We start from the raw sequence: 16,616 nt of genomic DNA, 5'->3' as shown, positions 1-16,616 counted from the left end.
AACTGTGCCATTGGGGCAACGGGCGGAGTTCCACCAGCGAGAACGCCGCCCGCAACCCGCGTCCCGACCGAAAAGCGGCTTCCGTGCCGACATTCAGGCTTTGCGTGCGATTGCCGTTGGGATGGTGGTTCTGGGCCACGTGTGGCCCAACAAGCTAACCGGCGGCTACGTGGGCGTTGACGTGTTCTTCGTCATTTCAGGCTTCCTCATCACGTCCCACCTGTCGAAAGAGATTTTCGCGACGGGAAAACTACGGTTGGCCGCCTTCTATTCCAGGCGTATCCGCCGGCTGTTGCCGGCGGCTTTCGTGGTACTCGTTGTATCCCTCATCGCGGCAGTGATGATCCTTCCGTTTTCCAGATGGACCGACACCGCCCAGCAAGTTTTGGCAAGCGCACTCTATGCCGAGAACTGGGTCTTGGCGGCCAACGCCGTTGACTATTCGGCATCCACCGAATCCGCCACAGTTGCACAGCACTACTGGTCACTGTCCGTGGAAGAACAGTTTTACCTGCTCTGGCCCCTGCTGATGGTGGGTCTGGCGACGGCGGCGGTCCGTTTGAGGGCCCGGCCCCGGGTCATCGTCGCGGCGGGAATCGCCGTGGCTGCCGCCGGCTCATTCGCCTTGTCCGCCTACCTTGCCGATGCGGGCCGCCATGAGGCCTATTTCTACACCCAGGTACGGCTGTGGGAATTCGGTGTGGGTGCCGGGCTGGCCCTGATGGTCAACAGGCTCAAATTCCCGCCCGTCGCCGCAAATGTTCTCGCGCTCCTGGGATTTGGCGGTCTGATCGCCAGTGCCGTCCTGTATAACGCGGGCACGCCCTTCCCGGGCACTGCCGCGCTCCTGCCGGTCGTAGCCACCGCAATGGTCATTGCGGGCGGAACCCCGGGCCATTTCATGTGGCACAGCCGGGTGACCTCGCTGCCGCCGGTGCAGTTCCTGGGGAACATCTCCTACTCGCTCTACCTCTGGCACTGGCCCCTGATCGTTGTGGGCCCGTTCCTCATTGACGCGGAACTCCACACACCAGAGAAGCTCATTCTGTTGGCGATAGCGGTTCCCCTGGCGTGGGCCACCAAAGTCTGGGTTGAGGACAAGGGACTGAAGTTCCGGCCGAAGTCCAGACCCGCCGTGAAGACCGTGGTGGCCATGGTGCTGGGAATGGCTGTGATAGCAGCCGGCTGCGCCGGTGTGTCCCTGGGACAGCAGGCCCGGGTGGCAGAAGCAGAACAGATCATGCTCAACCAGAAGACGTCCATCTGCTACGGCCCCCGGGCAATGGACCACCCTGCCAAATGCGGGGACCGGTTCGGGCCCGCCTTCGTGTCGACGATGAGCGAAGCAAACGCCTACCACAAGACGGCCTCCGAATGCACGGACAACCTGGACATCCTCATGGCAGGTGACAAGAGGACCACAAGGTTTTGCGACTTCAGCGGCGGTGCCCCGGACGCCCCGACCGTCTGGCTGGTCGGGGACTCCCACGCCCAGCAATGGCAGGCCCCTTTGTTCGACATGGCCAAAAAGAACAAATGGTTGCTTAAGATCAGTTTCCTGGGCGGCTGCCCACCGGCTGCGGTGACGTATGCAGGCTTCTATGCGTCGGTGGCCGACCAGGGCAGCGTCAACAACTGCAGGTCGTGGGGGCAGGCCGTCTCCGAGGCCGTGGCCGCTGACAAGCCCGCCTACGTCTTCACGTCTGCCTTTGCCCGCAGGGAACGTGTCGACGACGGTTCAGGACGGTCCCAGAACGAACAGTACGCCGAAGGCTTCGGCAAATACTGGAAGGCATGGACGTCCGCCGGCAGCACAGTGGTAGTCCTGGCAGATCCGCCCTACAACGTCGATGTCCGGCCTGCAGACTGTCCCCTGCTCAACGTAGAGGATCCCGCGCGTTGCGCTGTGGACCGGTCCGCGGCAGCTCCCCTGGATCCCATGGTCTACGCGGCGCACGCCAATAAGGACCCGCGACTGAAGCTCGTTGACCTCACCGACTACTTTTGCGACAGCGGCCGGTGTTACAGCGTTGTGGGGGGCGTGGTGGTCTATTTCGACGTCAACCACCTGAACGTGGAGTTCAGCAGGCTCCTGGGCCCGATGATCGAAGCCCGGCTCGGATGATCGAAGCGCGGCTCTGGGGGAGCGGCAACGCTTCAAGCTCCCGGTGACTTCGGCCGCAGGTGGCTTCGGCCCAGGAGACATCAACCGCAGGCGGCCCTAGCCGCAGGAGACAACTTTCAGCAGCCTGGCGTGGCCTTGGCTGTCCACAACCTTCACTGACGGTGAATCCTTGACATCCACAACACCTCCAAAGCCCTTGGCGGCCGCTGCGTTGGCCAGGTATTTGGAACCGAAGTCCAGGATGTAGTCGACGTTCCGCGCCTTGGCGATCGAGCACACGTCGGAGCCGGGGAGTGCCTCGCCGATGTCCTGGTTGATGGCCGTGAGCGCGGGGTCGTCAGTGGAGAACATGTGGTACGTACTGACTTTGCGGCCGGTAAGGGCGTACGCCAACGAGCCTCCGTTCCAAGGGTTCACCGCGATGGTAGCGTCTTCGGGAACTGTCTCCGGCAGGCGGTTGATCACAGCCAGCTCGTCTGAGTCGACGATCGGCGACGAGGCGTCCATAACATACGCCCGTGACGCCTCCTCGGTAATTCCCCGCATGGTTCCCGTCTGCGTAGTAACCGTGGCGGCCAAAATGAAGAGTGCCGCCAGCGCGGCAGGGCCCGCAGCGGGGTACTTGTGGCTCAGCGCCCCGTTCATCCTGGTGGCTGCCTTCGCTATCGGAGCCTTGAGGGCATCCCACAGGAACAAGCTGCCGATAGCGGCGAGGACCACGGTGAAGATTGGCAGAAGGGCCGCAAGCCGGTAGCTGTCCTGATACCAGCCGCCCGTCAGCAACATCCGCCAAAAGCCCTTGGGCGCGGATGCGGTGGTGATGTAAAGGAATACCGGCACGAGCCAACACAGGACGATCCAGAGGTCCCGGGAGTGCCGTAGCACCCGATGAAGGCCAATGAGGGCCAGTATGGAGACGGCCCATGCGACGGGACGCCCGATGGGTGCATTCAAAATGACCTCGCCCACCGCGCCGGTCAGGCTCGTGAACGGTGCCCACCCGTCGTATTCGACGAGCGGACGCAAAACCCGCCAAACCAGGGCAAACACCAGCAGCCCCGCAAAGGCTGCCCCGATGATGATCAGTGGCTGCAGCGGACGGAACGTACGGCCACGGAGGCCCACCAGTTCGCGGCCTGCGACCCACAGACCGAGGGGGAGTGAGAACGCGACCAGGGACAGGAGCCCGTTCGTCTGTGACAGGGCCAGCGCGGGGACGGCCACGGCAAGCGCCATCCACAACATTGTCCGGTCTTCACGCTTGTCGAAACCAAGCCTGCACAGTCCAATGACGAGTGCGACGGCCGACGGAAGCAGGGCGTAGGACAGGATGTTGGGGTACAGCGGTCCGAAGTCCATGATCGAGATCGGGAATGCCGTGAACCCTGCGGCGAAGACGCCCGTGAGGGCCAGGGCCACGGGCCGTGGCCCGACGATCTGGTGTACTAGGAAGATCAGCGCCGCCGGCCAGAAAACCGCACCAATGATGATGTTGAATACATTCTCCGCAACAACCACGTCCGAGGCGGAAAGCTGAGCAATCAGGGCCGCTGTGGAGTGCCACGCGGAGGGGTAGATGGCGCCGCCGCCTTCGCCGCCCGCCATGCCTCCGAGGGTCAGCGAGGATGCGTTGCCGGTCTCGAGAATGTAGCGGATGGCGTTGAGGTGGAACACATTGTCAAAGCGCTGCGCGAAGTTCTCCGGGCTGCCAATGACTTCCGCGAGTCGCCGTGCGGTCAGGAATGCACCAACGGCCATGCCGGTGGCGGCTCCCGCCCAGGCGCGGAAAGGTGTCGGCTCCTGAACGGCAACCTTGGCTTTAAGCACAAAGCGTCGCAGGGCCCATGCGGCGGCGGAGGCACCCGCCGTGGTCAACAGGAGCGGCAGGACGTTCCATCGCAGGCCCACAGCGCCGGCAGCGATTCCGGCCACGCCGATGATGCCGACAGTGAGCAGGGGCGCAAGGCACAGGAGCGGCAGCCGCCGGGCCCCCATGAAGTAGGCGAGCACTCCGCCGGGGCCGAAAGTGATGAGAAGAGCGACGGCAAATGCGGGCAGGGCGTTCCACCAGGACATGTAGGGCTATACCTGTTCTTAGTTGTTTGCGCTGCGGAGAAGTTCCAGCAGGTAAGCTCCGTAGCCGCTCTTCACCAGGGGTTCGGCGCGGACGCGGAGTTCCTCGTCGTTCAGGAAGCCGAGCCGCCACGCAATTTCTTCCGGTGCGCCGATTTTCAGGCCTTGGCGGTGCTCTACGGTACGAATGAAGTTGGACGCATCGTTGAGCGAGTCGAACGTGCCGGTGTCCAGCCACGCGGTGCCCCGGGGAAGGATTTCAACCTTCAGCTGGCCGCGTTCCAGATAAGTGCGGTTGACGTCCGTGATCTCGAGTTCGCCGCGGGGGGAAGGCTTGAGGTCCTTGGCGATGGCAATGACTTCGTTGTCATAGAAATACAGTCCGGGAACGGCGTAGTGGCTGCGCGGCTTCTCCGGCTTCTCTTCCAGGGAGATCGCTTGTCCGCTGCCGTCGAACTCCACGACACCGTAGGCTGTCGGGTCCGAGACCCAGTACCCGAATACAGCACCGCCCTCGATGTCCTTGAAGCGGCGAAGCTGGGTGCCCATACCCTGGCCGTAGAAGATGTTGTCGCCCAGTACCAGGGCCACCGGCTCATTGCCGATGTGCTCTTCGCCGAGAACGAATGCCTGCGCGAGTCCGTCAGGGCTCGGCTGCTGCTTGTACGTAATATTGACGCCAAATTGCCAACCGTCGCCGAGTAGGCGCTGGAATTGTTCGGCGTCGTGGGGCGTGGTGATAATCAGGATGTCCCGGATGCCTGCCAGGATCAGAGTGGAGAGCGGGTAGTAGATCATAGGCTTGTCGTAGACAGGCACCAGTTGCTTGCTTGAGCCAAGAGTGATCGGGTGCAGCCGCGAGCCTGTGCCGCCAGCCAAGATGATTCCACGCATGCGCTCTATCATTGCGTGCATTGTCACGGCCAGCAAACCAGTAAGACCTGTTGCGGAGGGCCCGTCGCTGAAAGTCCCGGCTGCAGGCGCGCGCTAAGCTGGCTGAATGCAGAAACTCCTTGTCACCGGCGGTGCCGGCTTCATCGGTTCCAATTTTGTCCACTACGTTCTGGAGAACACCGAGGATCACGTCACGGTCCTGGACAAGCTGACGTACGCAGGCAACCTGGAATCCCTGAGGGGCCTTCCGGAGGAGCGCTTCCGCTTCGTGCAGGGCGACATCTGCGACGCCGCCCTGGTCGAGACGCTCGTGGCCGACGCCGACGTGGTGGTCCACTACGCGGCCGAGTCGCACAACGACAACTCCCTGCATGACCCCCGCCCGTTCCTGGACACGAACATCATCGGCACCTACACGCTGATCGAGGCCGCCCGGAAGCACAACAGGCGCTTCCACCACATCTCCACCGACGAGGTCTACGGGGACCTGGAACTCGATGACCCGGAACGGTTCAGCGAGTCCACCCCGTACAACCCCTCCAGCCCGTACTCCTCCACGAAGGCCGGCTCGGACCTGCTGGTCCGCGCCTGGGTGCGGTCCTTCGGGCTGCAGGCGACCATCAGCAACTGCTCGAACAACTACGGCCCGTACCAGCACGTGGAGAAGTTCATCCCACGCCAGATCACCAACGTGATCGACGGGATCCGCCCCAAGCTCTACGGCAAGGGCGAGAACGTCCGCGACTGGATCCACGCCAACGACCACTCCTCGGCCGTGCTCGCGATCATCGACAAAGGCATCATCGGCGAGACCTACCTCATCGGCGCGGACGGTGAGAAGAACAACAAGGACGTCGTGGAGCTGATCCTGGAGCACATGGGCCAGCCCCGTGACGCGTACGACCACGTCGTGGACCGGCCCGGCCACGACCTGCGCTACGCGATCGACTCCGCCAAACTCCGCGACGAGCTCGGCTGGGCACCGAAGTTCTCCAACTTCGACGCCGGCATTGAAGACACCATCGCCTGGTACCGCGGGAACGAAAACTGGTGGCGGCCGCAAAAAGCCCAGACCGAAGCCAAATACAAGGAACAGGGCCAGTAGACGATGCCGATCGAGTTCTCCAAAAAGCTGACCGCGCACGAAACGCCGATCCCCGGCGTCGTCCTCTACGACCTGCCCGTCCACGGTGACAACCGTGGCTGGTTCAAGGAAAACTGGCAGCGGGAGAAAATGGTGGCCCTGGGGCTGCCGGACTTCCGCCCCGTGCAGAACAACATCTCGTTCAACGAAAAGGCCGGCACCACCCGCGGCATCCACGCCGAGCCGTGGGACAAGTTCATCTCTGTCGCCACGGGCAAAATCTTCGGCGCCTGGGTGGACCTGCGCGAGGGCCCGTCCTTCGGCGCCGTCTTCACCGCCGAACTGGACCCGAGCCAGGCCATTTTCATTCCCCGCGGCGTGGGCAACGCCTTCCAGACCCTGGAAGACAACACCGCTTACACCTATCTCGTCAACGACCACTGGTCCGCAGACGCCCAGGGGCAGTACACGTTCCTGAACCTCGCAGACGAGACGGCCGGCATTTCATGGCCGGTTCCGCTGGAAGAGGCCGAGCTTTCCGACAAGGACAAGGCACACCCCCGCCTCGCGGACGTCGTGCCGATGCCAGCCAAAAAGATCCTCGTTGTCGGTGCCGACGGACAGCTGGGCAAAGCGCTGCGGGAACTGTACGACGGCGACGCGACCGTTGAGGTCGCCGGCCGCGCCGGATTCGACCTCGGCAGTGAAGCGGCCTTCGCGGAGCGGAACTGGAAGAACTATTCGACAGTCATCAACGCCGCCGCCTACACCGCCGTCGACACCGCGGAAACCGCGGAGGGGCGCGCCGCCGCCTGGGCCGTTAACGTTGCCGCCGTGTCACGCCTGGCCCGGGCCGCCGTCGAACATGACCTCACCCTCGTGCATGTCTCCTCGGACTACGTCTTCGACGGCGTCCGCGAGAACCACGACGAGGCTGAACCCTTCACTCCGCTGGGGGTGTACGGCCAGACCAAGGCAGCCGGCGACGCCGTCGTCAGTGTTGTTCCCCGCCACTACATCGTCCGGACCAGCTGGGTCATCGGTGAAGGCAACAACTTCGTCCGCACCATGGCGTCCCTCGCCGGCCGCGGCATTGAACCGTCCGTGGTCAACGACCAGATCGGCCGGCTCAGTTTCACCGCGGACATCGCCGCGGGCATCCAGCATCTGCTGGCATCCGGCGCCGCCTACGGCACCTACAACCTGAGCAACGACGGCGAACCGCAGTCATGGGCGGACATCGCCGCAGACGTATACGAGCTGTCAGGCCAGCCCCGGACCGCCGTTACCGGCGTCAGCACCGAAGAATACTTCAAAGGCAAGAACGCAGCGCCCCGGCCACTGAACAGCATGCTGGACCTGGCAAAAATCCAGTCCACAGGCTTTCATCCGGCCAACGTCGCCAGCAGGCTGAAAGAGTACTTGAGCTAGCCGAAGGGCGCCGGCGGGCCCTCAACCGGGCATGAATTGCCGGATTCACGGCCTTGGCAGCGGCATCGGACTCCGGTGCCGCTGCCAAGCCGGAGGCGTGCCATATGCAACAATTGATCTGTGAGTCGCACCTGGATCGTAATCCCCATGTACAACGAGGCTACTGTCGTAGGTTCGGTCATCGAGGGGCTGCGGAAGCAGTTCCCCCACGTCGTTTGCGTTGATGACGGCAGCACGGATGGATCACAGGAGAAGGCGCGTGCGGCTGGCGCCGTCGTTGTTCAGCACCCTATCAACCTGGGCCAGGGTGCCGCGTTGCAGACCGGCATCGAGTTCGCCCTGCAGGATCCGGAACTGGAGTGCATCGTAACGTTCGACGCTGACGGCCAGCACCGGGTTGACGACGCCATGGCCATGGCGGAGCGGGTGAAATCAGGGGAGGCCGAAATCATCCTCGGCTCGCGCTTCCTGGACGACCGCACAAAGCTCTCGGCCGCGAAACGGCTCGTGCTCAAGACGGCAGCCATTCAGTCCAGGCTTGCTACAGGTATGGACCTGACGGATGCACACAACGGGCTGCGCGCCTTTAACCCCCGTGTCGCCTCCAATATCCACCTGACCCAGAACCGGATGGCCCATGCTTCCGAGTTGGTGAACCAGCTGGCCAGGCTCAAGCCGAAATATGCTGAGCACCCCGTGGAGATCATCTACACCGACTATTCCAAGTCCAAGGGACAGTCCCTGCTGAACTCGGTCAACATCGTGGCCGAACTGTTCTTCAAATAGCCCCCAGTTCTTCAACAAGCCAAGGTGTCGGATTGCTAATCATTGTCCAAATTGTCCTCGTTGCTGCCGTCATGGTGGTCTCGCTCGCCCTGATGCGCGGCGGTTCCAACGCCCGGCACCTGGCCGTACGCCGCATCCTGCTGATGATCTTCGCAGTCGTCGCGGCGCTGTCGGTGTTCTTTCCCGAAGCCCTCACGCGGGTTGCGGGCTTCCTTGGCATCGGACGAGGAACCGACCTGGTGCTCTACGGCGCGGTAGTTTCCCTCTTCGTTTTCATGGCTACCACCTACCAGCGCTTCCGCCACGCTGAAAACGCCCTCACTAAGCTCTCGCGCCGCATCGCGATCGATGAAGCCGAGAAACCCGGGCAGCTGAGCTAGTGGAGGAGACCTCCGCCACATCCCCAATCACGCGAAAGCCGATGGCCGCTTCGGCTGCCTCGAGCCCAGTTGAGCCGCGGGGTTCCGGACCGCGCTGGGGCAAGGCGCTGGATCCGCGCAACAACAGCATGAACATGATCAGGCTGGGCCTGGCTGCCATGGTGCTCTTTGCCCATAGCTTCTATCTGGCCGGTGCGGGTGAGGGGCCCCATCTTCGCGGTGAAAACCTTGGCGGCTGGGCTGTTGCGGGCTTCTTCGCCCTCAGCGGATACCTGATCACCGGGAGCCGCTTCACCAATGGCCTCGGCGAGTACCTCGTACACCGCGTCGCCAGGATCTATCCCGCGTTCCTGGCGTGCCTCGCGGTAACGGTCCTGGTGTTTGCCCCGCTCGGATTCCTCCGCCAGAACGGCACTTTGACGGGCTACTGGACCACGGAAACGACGCCGCTCCGGTTCGTCTTTTCCAACCTGTTCCTGGAGATGAAGAACTACGATGTGGCCTTCACTCCCGCGACTGTGCCCTTTGCCGGCTCGTGGAACGGTTCACTGTGGAGCCTCTACTACGAATTCCTCTGCTATCTGATCATTGCGGCCATCGGAGGCCTGGCGTGGGTCCGGCGCTCACCGGTGCCGCTCGCACTGGCGTTCGGCGCAAGCGTCGCAGTCTACGCGAACCTGCCGGCCATCATGCCCCTGCTGCAGGACACCGACTTCTCCCTGCTGGCGAAATTGGTGCCGTTCTTCCTCGGCGGAGCCCTTGTCCAGTCCATCTCCAAATGGGTTGGCCTTCACTGGGCCACCGGCATCGGGTCCATCGCGGCGGCGGCGCTCTGCATCTTCGCTTTTCCCGTATGGGGAGGCCAGCTTGCCGGCCCGTTTATCGCTTACGGCCTATTGTGGGTCTCGTCAGTGCTGCCCTCACCGAAGCTGATCCGTATCCACGATGTCTCCTACGGGTTTTACATCTACGCCTGGCCCGTTCAGCAGCTGCTGGCGCTCTATGGTGTGCATAACCACGGCATGGCAATCTACATCCTGGCTTCCGCTGCCGGCACCCTGGTCCTGGCCACGCTCAGCTGGCTGCTGGTGGAGCGGCCTGTCATGCGTGCGGTCCGGCGGCGGCGCAAGGCATCGGTGCCCTCTGCAGTTCCGGCAGCGGCGCCTCCCGAAGCCGGGAACGACAGCGTAGCTGTGCCTGCTGACTCCCCGGCGGAAGCTGGAATCGCAACGGCAGGAAGGCGCTAGCACCACGGCGCTGTGACCGCGGGTGCGGGTATGATCCGCGCAATCGACGTAAAAAGTGAGGGCCTCCGGTAATCGGTTGAGTGTAATCACCCAATCGATACCGGAGGCCCTCGCTTTGTTTGCCCAAGCAGTCGCTAGCGGGCAGTAAACCTAGAGCTTTGCCTCTGCCGGTAAGCGCCCGTCGATCCATTCAGCAAGGCGTGCAATGCCGGCCTCCAGGTCGTAGCGGGGTTCCCACGGCAGCGCGGCCTTGGCCGGCTCCACGTCGGCCCATGCATGCCGGACGTCGCCCTGGCGGAACTGGCCCGTGACGTGCGGTTCCGGTGCGCCGTAGTGGCGGCTGATGATCTCAGCGGCCGTCCGGATGGTCTGGAATTCACCCGATCCGATGTCGAGGGCACCATCATGTGCCTCGTCAGCGACAGCAGCTGCAACCACAGCTGCGGCGACGTCGTCGATCAGCACGAAGTCGCGGCGCACCTCGCCGTCCTCGTAAAGCGGGATGGACTTCCCGGCTTTTGCCATCCGGCAGAAGAGGGACATGATCCCCGTGTAAGGGTTGATGAGGGACTGGCCCGGACCGTAGACGTTCTGGAGGCGCAGCACGGCGGCTTCGACCCCGTAGGACTTGGCCCACGACTCCAGGATGTTCTCCTGGGCGAGCTTCGTGGAGCCGTACACACTGACCGGAGCCGGGGCAACGACCGAAGCAGACATAGCCACGGGCTGGGCCGCGGGGAAATCCCACTGCGAACGTGACAGGATTTCGTTCGATCGCTGACCGGGATAGAACAGGGTGCCGTCCGCGTCCGACTTCCAGGCGCCTTCTCCATATACAGCGCGGCTGCTCGTCAGGACGATGCGGCGCGGCAGCTTACCGCTGCGGTTCAGGCCATCCAGCAACTGCGTGGTGCCCACCACGTTGGCGATTGCGTGTCGCGTGGATTCCTCCAGCGACTGTCCGGTTCCGGTCTCGGCGGCAAGGTGAATCACGACGTCGGGCGCGACATCCGGGAGCACCTCGTCCCAGGTCTGAGCCTCAGTGATGTCACGAACGATCAGCTCGACGGCGGGATCGAGTTCCTCCGGCCGCGACTGGCTGGCGTGGATCTGCGGGTGCAGGCTGTCCACAGCTACCACTCGGTCGAACGCCGCAACCAGGGCCGGGGAAACGGCGCATCCGATAAACCCGGCGCCTCCCGTCACGAGGACAGTACCCCGTTTGGCAGTGGACGTTGTTGATGACGTTGAGGGGGTCACTAGTGAGGCCTTTCTGGGGCGGACATCTGCAAGGTCCAGTTTCTCATAGGACTGGCGTGGCTCAGTGACCGAAAGCGTGCCTGAATGTGGCCTTGACCGCTTTCGGATTGCGGGAGAGCAGGGCTCCGGGCATGAGGGTGACGGCGTGCAGGCGCGAGGTCCAGCGCACACGGGCTGCCACCGCGGCTTTCTTCCAGCCCTTTGCCCGGCAAAGGTCCTCGGCAATGCGGGCGTACTCCCGGTCGCCGGCAAAACGCGTTCCGTCGGTCAGCGTCGCAGCCGAGGCACTTGCGGAGTGGCGGCGGTAGGAGAACGCCAGGGTCGGGACGTGAACCAGCGATCCGCCCTGCAGGACGATGTCCATCACCAGCGCCAGATCCTGGACGATGGGGAGGCCGTCGCGGAAGCTGACCTTGCGGATTGCGTCCGTCCGGAAGGCGAGGGAAGGCCAGTACAGCCAGTTGCCGCCCAAGAGACTGACGGCGAGGGATTCCCCGGCCAGGACGGTTGTGGCGTTGGTTTTGGGTCCAACGAACTTCCGCTTAACCGAATCGGCGAGGGACCGGACAACCTGTCCGGTTTCATCGATGACCTGGACTCCCGGCTGGATAACGGAAGCGTCGGGAAAATCGCGGTGGGCCTGCAGGACGACGTCCACGTAATTCGGCAGCAGCACATCATCGCAGCCAAGGATCACCATGAGGTCCTGGGTCGCCTGGGAAACACACGTGCGGTAATTCTCGGTAATGCCCTTGTTGGATTCGTTCCGCTGGTAGGAGACCCGTTCATCGTCGATCGTCGCGAAGTACTCCTTCACGGAGGGATCGGGGTAGCAATCGTCGATGACCGTCAGCAACCAATCCTCGTTGGTTTGTGCAAAGACGCTCGCGACTGTTTCCTTGAGCAGCGAAGGATCGCCCCAGTACGGTACAAAAATATCGAGCGGCATTTTCCAACTTCCACGGGTTGTCGTAGCTCATCTGAGCTCGTTCACGGGTGCCGGGACGGCGGCTTCAATTGAGCGCCCGTCCGTATCCGACACTAATATGTTGCCATGACCTCCCACGTTATCCGGCCATTGACCCCTGCTGCCCCGGTCCTTAACGGATGACGCACACTGAAGGGAAGGCACCGCAGAAGTCGACCATTGCTGCGCGCCAGGCCGCTTCGGTCGGTTTGGCGTCGATTGCTTCGGCTGCAGCCGGGTACCTGGTCATCTGGTTTGTGCCGCGTGTACTCAGCAAGGCCGACAACGCCGAGTTCCTGGCGTTCTGGTCCGCGCTCTTCCTGCTGTTCGGTATCCTTGGCGGCCTCCAAACGGAGATCATCCGGTACGTGACCGCCTTGGGCACGGCCCCTTCCGCCACGCCCGGCGGCACGGAGCGGCCCCGAACGGTTTCCCTCTTCGCAGTGGTCTTCGGCATCGCCGCCGGCGTCGCACTCGTATTGGTGATGACGTCACTGCTGTGGGGCCGGGCAGTGCTGGGACCCCACTGGGTGGTGCTGGTCCTCGTCCTCGCCGGTGCCTGCGTGGCCTTCTCCGTCCACGCCGCGTTGGCGGGCGTCCTCAGCGGCCGGCACCTCTGGGGCAATTTCTCGGCCCTCGTCGCGTCCGAGTCCTCGTTCCGCCTGGTCCTTGTCCTCATCGTCGGTTTGCTGGCGGGATCCACTGCCGGGCTGGCGGCCGCAGCGGCAGGCGGGGCCCTCGCGTGGGTGCTGGTAGCCGTCTTCAGCACTCAACTGCGGTCCGCGTTCAGGATGCCGTTGGCCGTTCCCGTCCGGGACTTTGCACGGAAAGTGGGCCACGCCAGCATTTCGACGGCCGCCAGCGCATCTCTCGTTGTCGGATTCCCGATCCTGTATCGGATCACGACGCCGGCTGACGTGTACCTCGCGTCGGCTCCTTTGCTGCTTGCCATCCTCCTGACCAGGGCACCCCTGATGGTTCCGCTGGGAACCTTCCAGAGCGTGGCCATCGCCCATTTCGTCCGGCACCGCGACCGCGGCCTTGGGGCCCTGCGGCCGATCGCCCTCGCAATTACCGGCGTCGCGGTTGTGGGCGCCGTGGCGGCGTACTTCCTGGGACCCTGGCTCATGGTCCTGCTGTTCGGCCCGGACTACCATGTAGCACCGTGGATCCTCGCCGGGCTGACCGCTGCTGCCGCAGTGCTGGCGCTGCTCACCCTCACCGGCGGTATGTGTGTAGCCCTCAACCGGCACCGGGTATCTTCTGTCGGCTGGGTGAGTGCAGGCGTCCTCACCCTGGTGGTCCTCCTGCTGCCCCTGGACGCGGACCTCAGGGCAGTCTTGTCCCTGCTGGTGGGTCCGCTGCTGGGCGTCTCCATCCACACTGTGGCACTCTCACGCCGCACTGCTGCCCCGTCGGCGTAGGACCCCGCGGGGCCCTACGCTCGGGAGCCTTACGCCTGGGGCGGCAGTGGGGCAGCTAACTTAGTAGCGGGCAATGGTGAAGCCCGCCGTTGCACTCCATTTGATGGAGCCGCCCTTGAAGTACTGCTCGCAAGTATCCGCGGTGCAGGTTTCGGTGCTGGTGGGGAATCCAAAGAAGCCGTTCTGGGCCCCGTTGGTCCGCCACACGCCGCCAATGCCGCTGTTGTAGACGGCGCCCATGCCCACGCCGGATGCCCACAGGATCTCTCCGCCGGCGAACGACTGGGTGCATGTTGTTGCCGCGCAGGTTTCCGTCGTCGTGGGGAAACCGAGCCGGCCCGATTCGGACCCGAGCGAGCGCCACAGGGATCCAATGCCACCGGAGTACACCGCCGCAGTACCGGTTGCGGGCGACCAAAGGATGTCGCCGCCGGCGAAGCTCTGGCGGCAGGAGCTGACGAGGCAGGTCTCGTTGCTGACGGGGTAGCCCAAACGGGCGTTCTCGGCTCCGAGGGTCCGCCAGAGTCCGCCGATGCTGCCGTTGTATACCGCCCACTGCCCGGTGGCGGGGGTCCAGTAAATGGTTCCGCCGCTGAAGGACTGCTTGCAGGTGCTGCCGGCGCAGGACTCATCGGTCGCAGGGTAACTCAGGCGGGCATTCTCGCTTCCCATGGCCGCCCACAATGACCCGATACCCGTACCGCGGAGCACCCCAAACGCAGGACCCGCAGCGGTGGGGTCCTTGAGGATCCGGCCGCCCTCGAAATCCTGGAAGCACTCTTTTCCGTCACAGAAGTTGGTATCGCTGATGGGACTGCCGAAGCGGCCCTTCTCGGCCTGGAGTGCGGTCCACTTCTTGGAAATTTCGCCGTTGACGATGGTCCGCGTCCCGGATTCCGGGGTCCAGAATATTTGGCCGCTGACGAAAACCTGGCGGCAAACTGATCCCTCACAGCTTTCGGCCGTCCGGGGTGCCCCGAGCTGGCCGGAGAGTCCGCCGTCGGCCTGCCACTTGCTTCCGATGGAGGTCCGCCAGACCGGGACCGCCCCCGTGGCACCGGTCCACACCATGGTTCCGCCCTGGAAGCTCTGGACGCACGAGGTGTCGGTGCACGATTTGTTGTTCGTTGGGTAGCCGAGCCGGCTGGTTTCGCCGCCCAGCGCCTCCCAGGCCGTTGCGATGTCACCGGATGTGACTGCCCAGGAGCCGGTGGCGGCTGTCCACAGGATCTTTCCGCCCTGGAAGGTCTGACTGCAGGCAGAGGCGGAACAGGTCTCGGAGGCTGTGGGGTAGCCGAGCGTCCCGGAGGTGCCACCCATGACCCGCCAGCGTGCGCCGATTCCGCCGTTGAAGACGGCGGCGGCGTTCGTTGACGTGGACCAGTACACCTCGCCGCCAACGAAAGTCTGGGAACAGGCCGTGGCAGAACAGGTTTCATCCGTTTTTGGGTACCCGAGGCGGCCGTCCACGCCGCCCCAGCCGCGCCAGGTACCGCCGATGGAGCTGAAATAGACGGCATTCGCGCCGGTGTTGGCGTGCCAGATGATCTGGCCGCCGACATACTGCCGGTAGCATCCGCCGGCCGGAAGGCCGCAGTAGAGCGGGTGCGTCTGGGCACCCAGTCGGCTGGAGGCGCCGCCCATCGAGTTGTACTTGTTAAGGACAGGATCGAAGCCGGTTGCCAGCGCCTGGAGTTCGGCGTAGCTGCCGCTGAAGACGTTCGAGTCGCCCGCGAAAGGCCCCTGGCTGCTGTACTGCCAGATATCGTATTTGGTCCAGCCGGCTGGCAACACGCCCGGTGAGACGGTGCGGTATGACGCGATATGGAGCGGCTGGTTTTTGAACGCCGGGCTGTTGCCCGTGCACTGTGTCCACCAGTCTGTGGTGGTGTAGATCGCGGGATAGCGGCCTGTGCGGGTGTACATCGTGTTGGAGAAGTCCGCAATCCAGAGGACCATCTGGCTCTGGGACATGTTGTAGCAAGTGTTGCCCAGTTCCGGGTATGGGTTGTATTCGATGTCCAGCAGGGGAGGCAGGGTGGTTCCGTCGCCGCTCCACGCACCGCCGTTGGACGCGAAGTAATTCGCCTGCGAGGCCCCGGAGGAAACATTCGGGATCGCGAAGTGGTAAGCGCCCCGGATCATGCCGACGTTGCGGGAGCCGTTGTACTGATTGGAAAAGTAGGGGTTGAGGTAGCTGAGGGATTCTGTCGCCTTCACATAGGCGAACAGTCCGCCCATGTTGCGCTGTTCCTGCCAGTTCACCGCTCCCTGGTGGCTACTGACGTCGAGCCCCTGGATGCCGGGCGGCATGTATGTGGCCTGTGTCGAAGCCCCGGTTGATTCGGTGGTTGCCCTGATCCCGAGCTTTTGCTGCAGCCCCTGGCCCATGTGCGCGCCATCTGCCCCCTGGGCGGCCTTGAGCTTTGCTAGCGTTTCTGCGTCGACCGTTGATCCCGGCGGAACGGACTCGGTGGCGGTCGGCGCCGGGCTGGGCGCTGCCGCCTCGCCCGAGGTCGGGGCCGGAGCGGGCGGCGTCGGGCTTTCAGCTGCGGTGGCCGTAGCAGGCGCCGCAGGGGCGCCGGGCGCCGGTGTGGCGTCGCCCGTCGGTGTGGGTGTCGACGACGGTGACGGCGCAACCTGTTCGGCGGCAGATGCCGGCAAAGCCGGCACAAAGGAACTGCACACCAGGGCTGAGGTCAGAAAGGCCGCCGCCAGTACCCGTCCGCCCAAGGAAGTTGCTGCGCCCGCACGTGCGCTTGTGACTTTGCTGAGACTCATGTTCTGCTCCGGCCGGCAACGCGCAGATCCCCACACATCGCGAAATTAGAAACCTATTGGTTTTGTCATTTCGGACGGTGGGGACAGCTGGGCCGTTTCCAGATCATCTTCATGACCCGGCCAATGTAGCACCAATGTTACAGGTGTAACCAGAGTGCAAGTTG

The 16,616-nt window shown here is 63.8% G+C and carries 12 protein-coding genes; 7 read left to right on the top strand and 5 right to left on the bottom strand.

What is annotated here, in order from left to right; genetic code table 11:
* Nucleotides 1-4: 4 nt before the first annotated feature.
* A complete protein-coding gene (locus J7I79_RS11020; protein ID WP_396020190.1) occupies nt 5-2,125 on the top strand; it encodes an acyltransferase family protein in 2,121 nt (706 codons plus the stop codon).
* Between the two features lie 96 nt (nt 2,126-2,221).
* Here J7I79_RS11020 and J7I79_RS11015 read toward each other — a convergent pair whose 3' ends face one another.
* Both J7I79_RS11015 and rfbA read right to left on the bottom strand, forming a co-directional pair.
* On the bottom strand, nt 2,222-4,201 hold the full coding sequence (locus J7I79_RS11015) for a DUF6541 family protein (protein ID WP_214953088.1): 1,980 nt from the start codon (nt 4,199-4,201) through the stop codon (nt 2,222-2,224).
* A gap of 18 nt (nt 4,202-4,219) precedes the next feature.
* Nucleotides 4,220-5,092 carry a glucose-1-phosphate thymidylyltransferase RfbA gene (gene rfbA / locus J7I79_RS11010; protein ID WP_214953087.1) on the bottom strand — a complete coding sequence of 291 codons (873 nt, stop codon included), beginning with the start codon at nt 5,090-5,092 and terminating at the stop codon, nt 4,220-4,222.
* A 106-nt stretch (nt 5,093-5,198) separates the two neighbouring features.
* Between rfbA and rfbB the strand changes: the two genes are divergently transcribed.
* The 5 genes from rfbB (at nt 5,199) to J7I79_RS10985 (ending at nt 10,020) form a co-directional block, all read left to right on the top strand.
* Nucleotides 5,199-6,197, top strand: a complete 999-nt coding sequence (gene rfbB, locus J7I79_RS11005) for a dTDP-glucose 4,6-dehydratase (RefSeq protein ID WP_214953086.1) — start codon at nt 5,199-5,201, stop codon at nt 6,195-6,197.
* Nucleotides 6,198-6,200: 3 nt separating this feature from the next.
* Nucleotides 6,201-7,607, top strand: a complete 1,407-nt coding sequence (locus J7I79_RS11000; protein ID WP_214953085.1) for a bifunctional dTDP-4-dehydrorhamnose 3,5-epimerase family protein/NAD(P)-dependent oxidoreductase — start codon at nt 6,201-6,203, stop codon at nt 7,605-7,607.
* A 120-nt stretch (nt 7,608-7,727) separates the two neighbouring features.
* Nucleotides 7,728-8,393 (top strand): glycosyltransferase family 2 protein, encoded by a 666-nt coding sequence (locus J7I79_RS10995; RefSeq protein ID WP_311380562.1) that lies wholly within the window; start codon nt 7,728-7,730, stop codon nt 8,391-8,393.
* A 32-nt stretch (nt 8,394-8,425) separates the two neighbouring features.
* Nucleotides 8,426-8,773: a DUF2304 domain-containing protein gene (locus J7I79_RS10990; protein WP_214953084.1), complete on the top strand. Its 348-nt coding sequence runs from the start codon at nt 8,426-8,428 to the stop codon at nt 8,771-8,773.
* Nucleotides 8,774-8,814: 41 nt separating this feature from the next.
* Nucleotides 8,815-10,020, top strand: a complete 1,206-nt coding sequence (locus tag J7I79_RS10985; RefSeq protein WP_214953083.1) for an acyltransferase — start codon at nt 8,815-8,817, stop codon at nt 10,018-10,020.
* Between the two features lie 150 nt (nt 10,021-10,170).
* Here the strand turns inward: J7I79_RS10985 and J7I79_RS10980 are convergent, their stop codons facing one another.
* Together J7I79_RS10980 and J7I79_RS10975 are read right to left on the bottom strand one after the other, a co-directional pair.
* Complete coding sequence (locus J7I79_RS10980; protein ID WP_214953082.1) at nt 10,171-11,280, bottom strand: NAD-dependent epimerase/dehydratase family protein; 1,110 nt, start codon at nt 11,278-11,280, stop codon at nt 10,171-10,173.
* 61 nt (nt 11,281-11,341) lie between these two features.
* Nucleotides 11,342-12,229, bottom strand: a complete 888-nt coding sequence (locus J7I79_RS10975) for a glycosyltransferase (RefSeq protein WP_214953081.1) — start codon at nt 12,227-12,229, stop codon at nt 11,342-11,344.
* Between the two features lie 158 nt (nt 12,230-12,387).
* Here J7I79_RS10975 and J7I79_RS10970 point away from each other — a divergent pair, with 158 nt between their 5' ends.
* Nucleotides 12,388-13,671, top strand: a complete 1,284-nt coding sequence (locus J7I79_RS10970) for a hypothetical protein (RefSeq protein WP_214953080.1) — start codon at nt 12,388-12,390, stop codon at nt 13,669-13,671.
* 60 nt (nt 13,672-13,731) lie between these two features.
* On the opposite strand, the gene J7I79_RS10965 is transcribed toward J7I79_RS10970, so the two are convergent.
* Nucleotides 13,732-16,452, bottom strand: coding sequence for a GH25 family lysozyme (locus J7I79_RS10965; protein ID WP_214953079.1), 2,721 nt, complete (start codon nt 16,450-16,452; stop codon nt 13,732-13,734).
* Between the last annotated feature and the right edge of the window lie 164 nt (nt 16,453-16,616).

The sequence above is a fragment of the Arthrobacter sp. ISL-69 genome (assembly GCF_018613775.1).
Taxonomy (GTDB): Bacteria; Actinomycetota; Actinomycetes; order Actinomycetales; family Micrococcaceae; genus Arthrobacter.
This window is presented reverse-complemented; position numbering and strand designations above follow the sequence as displayed.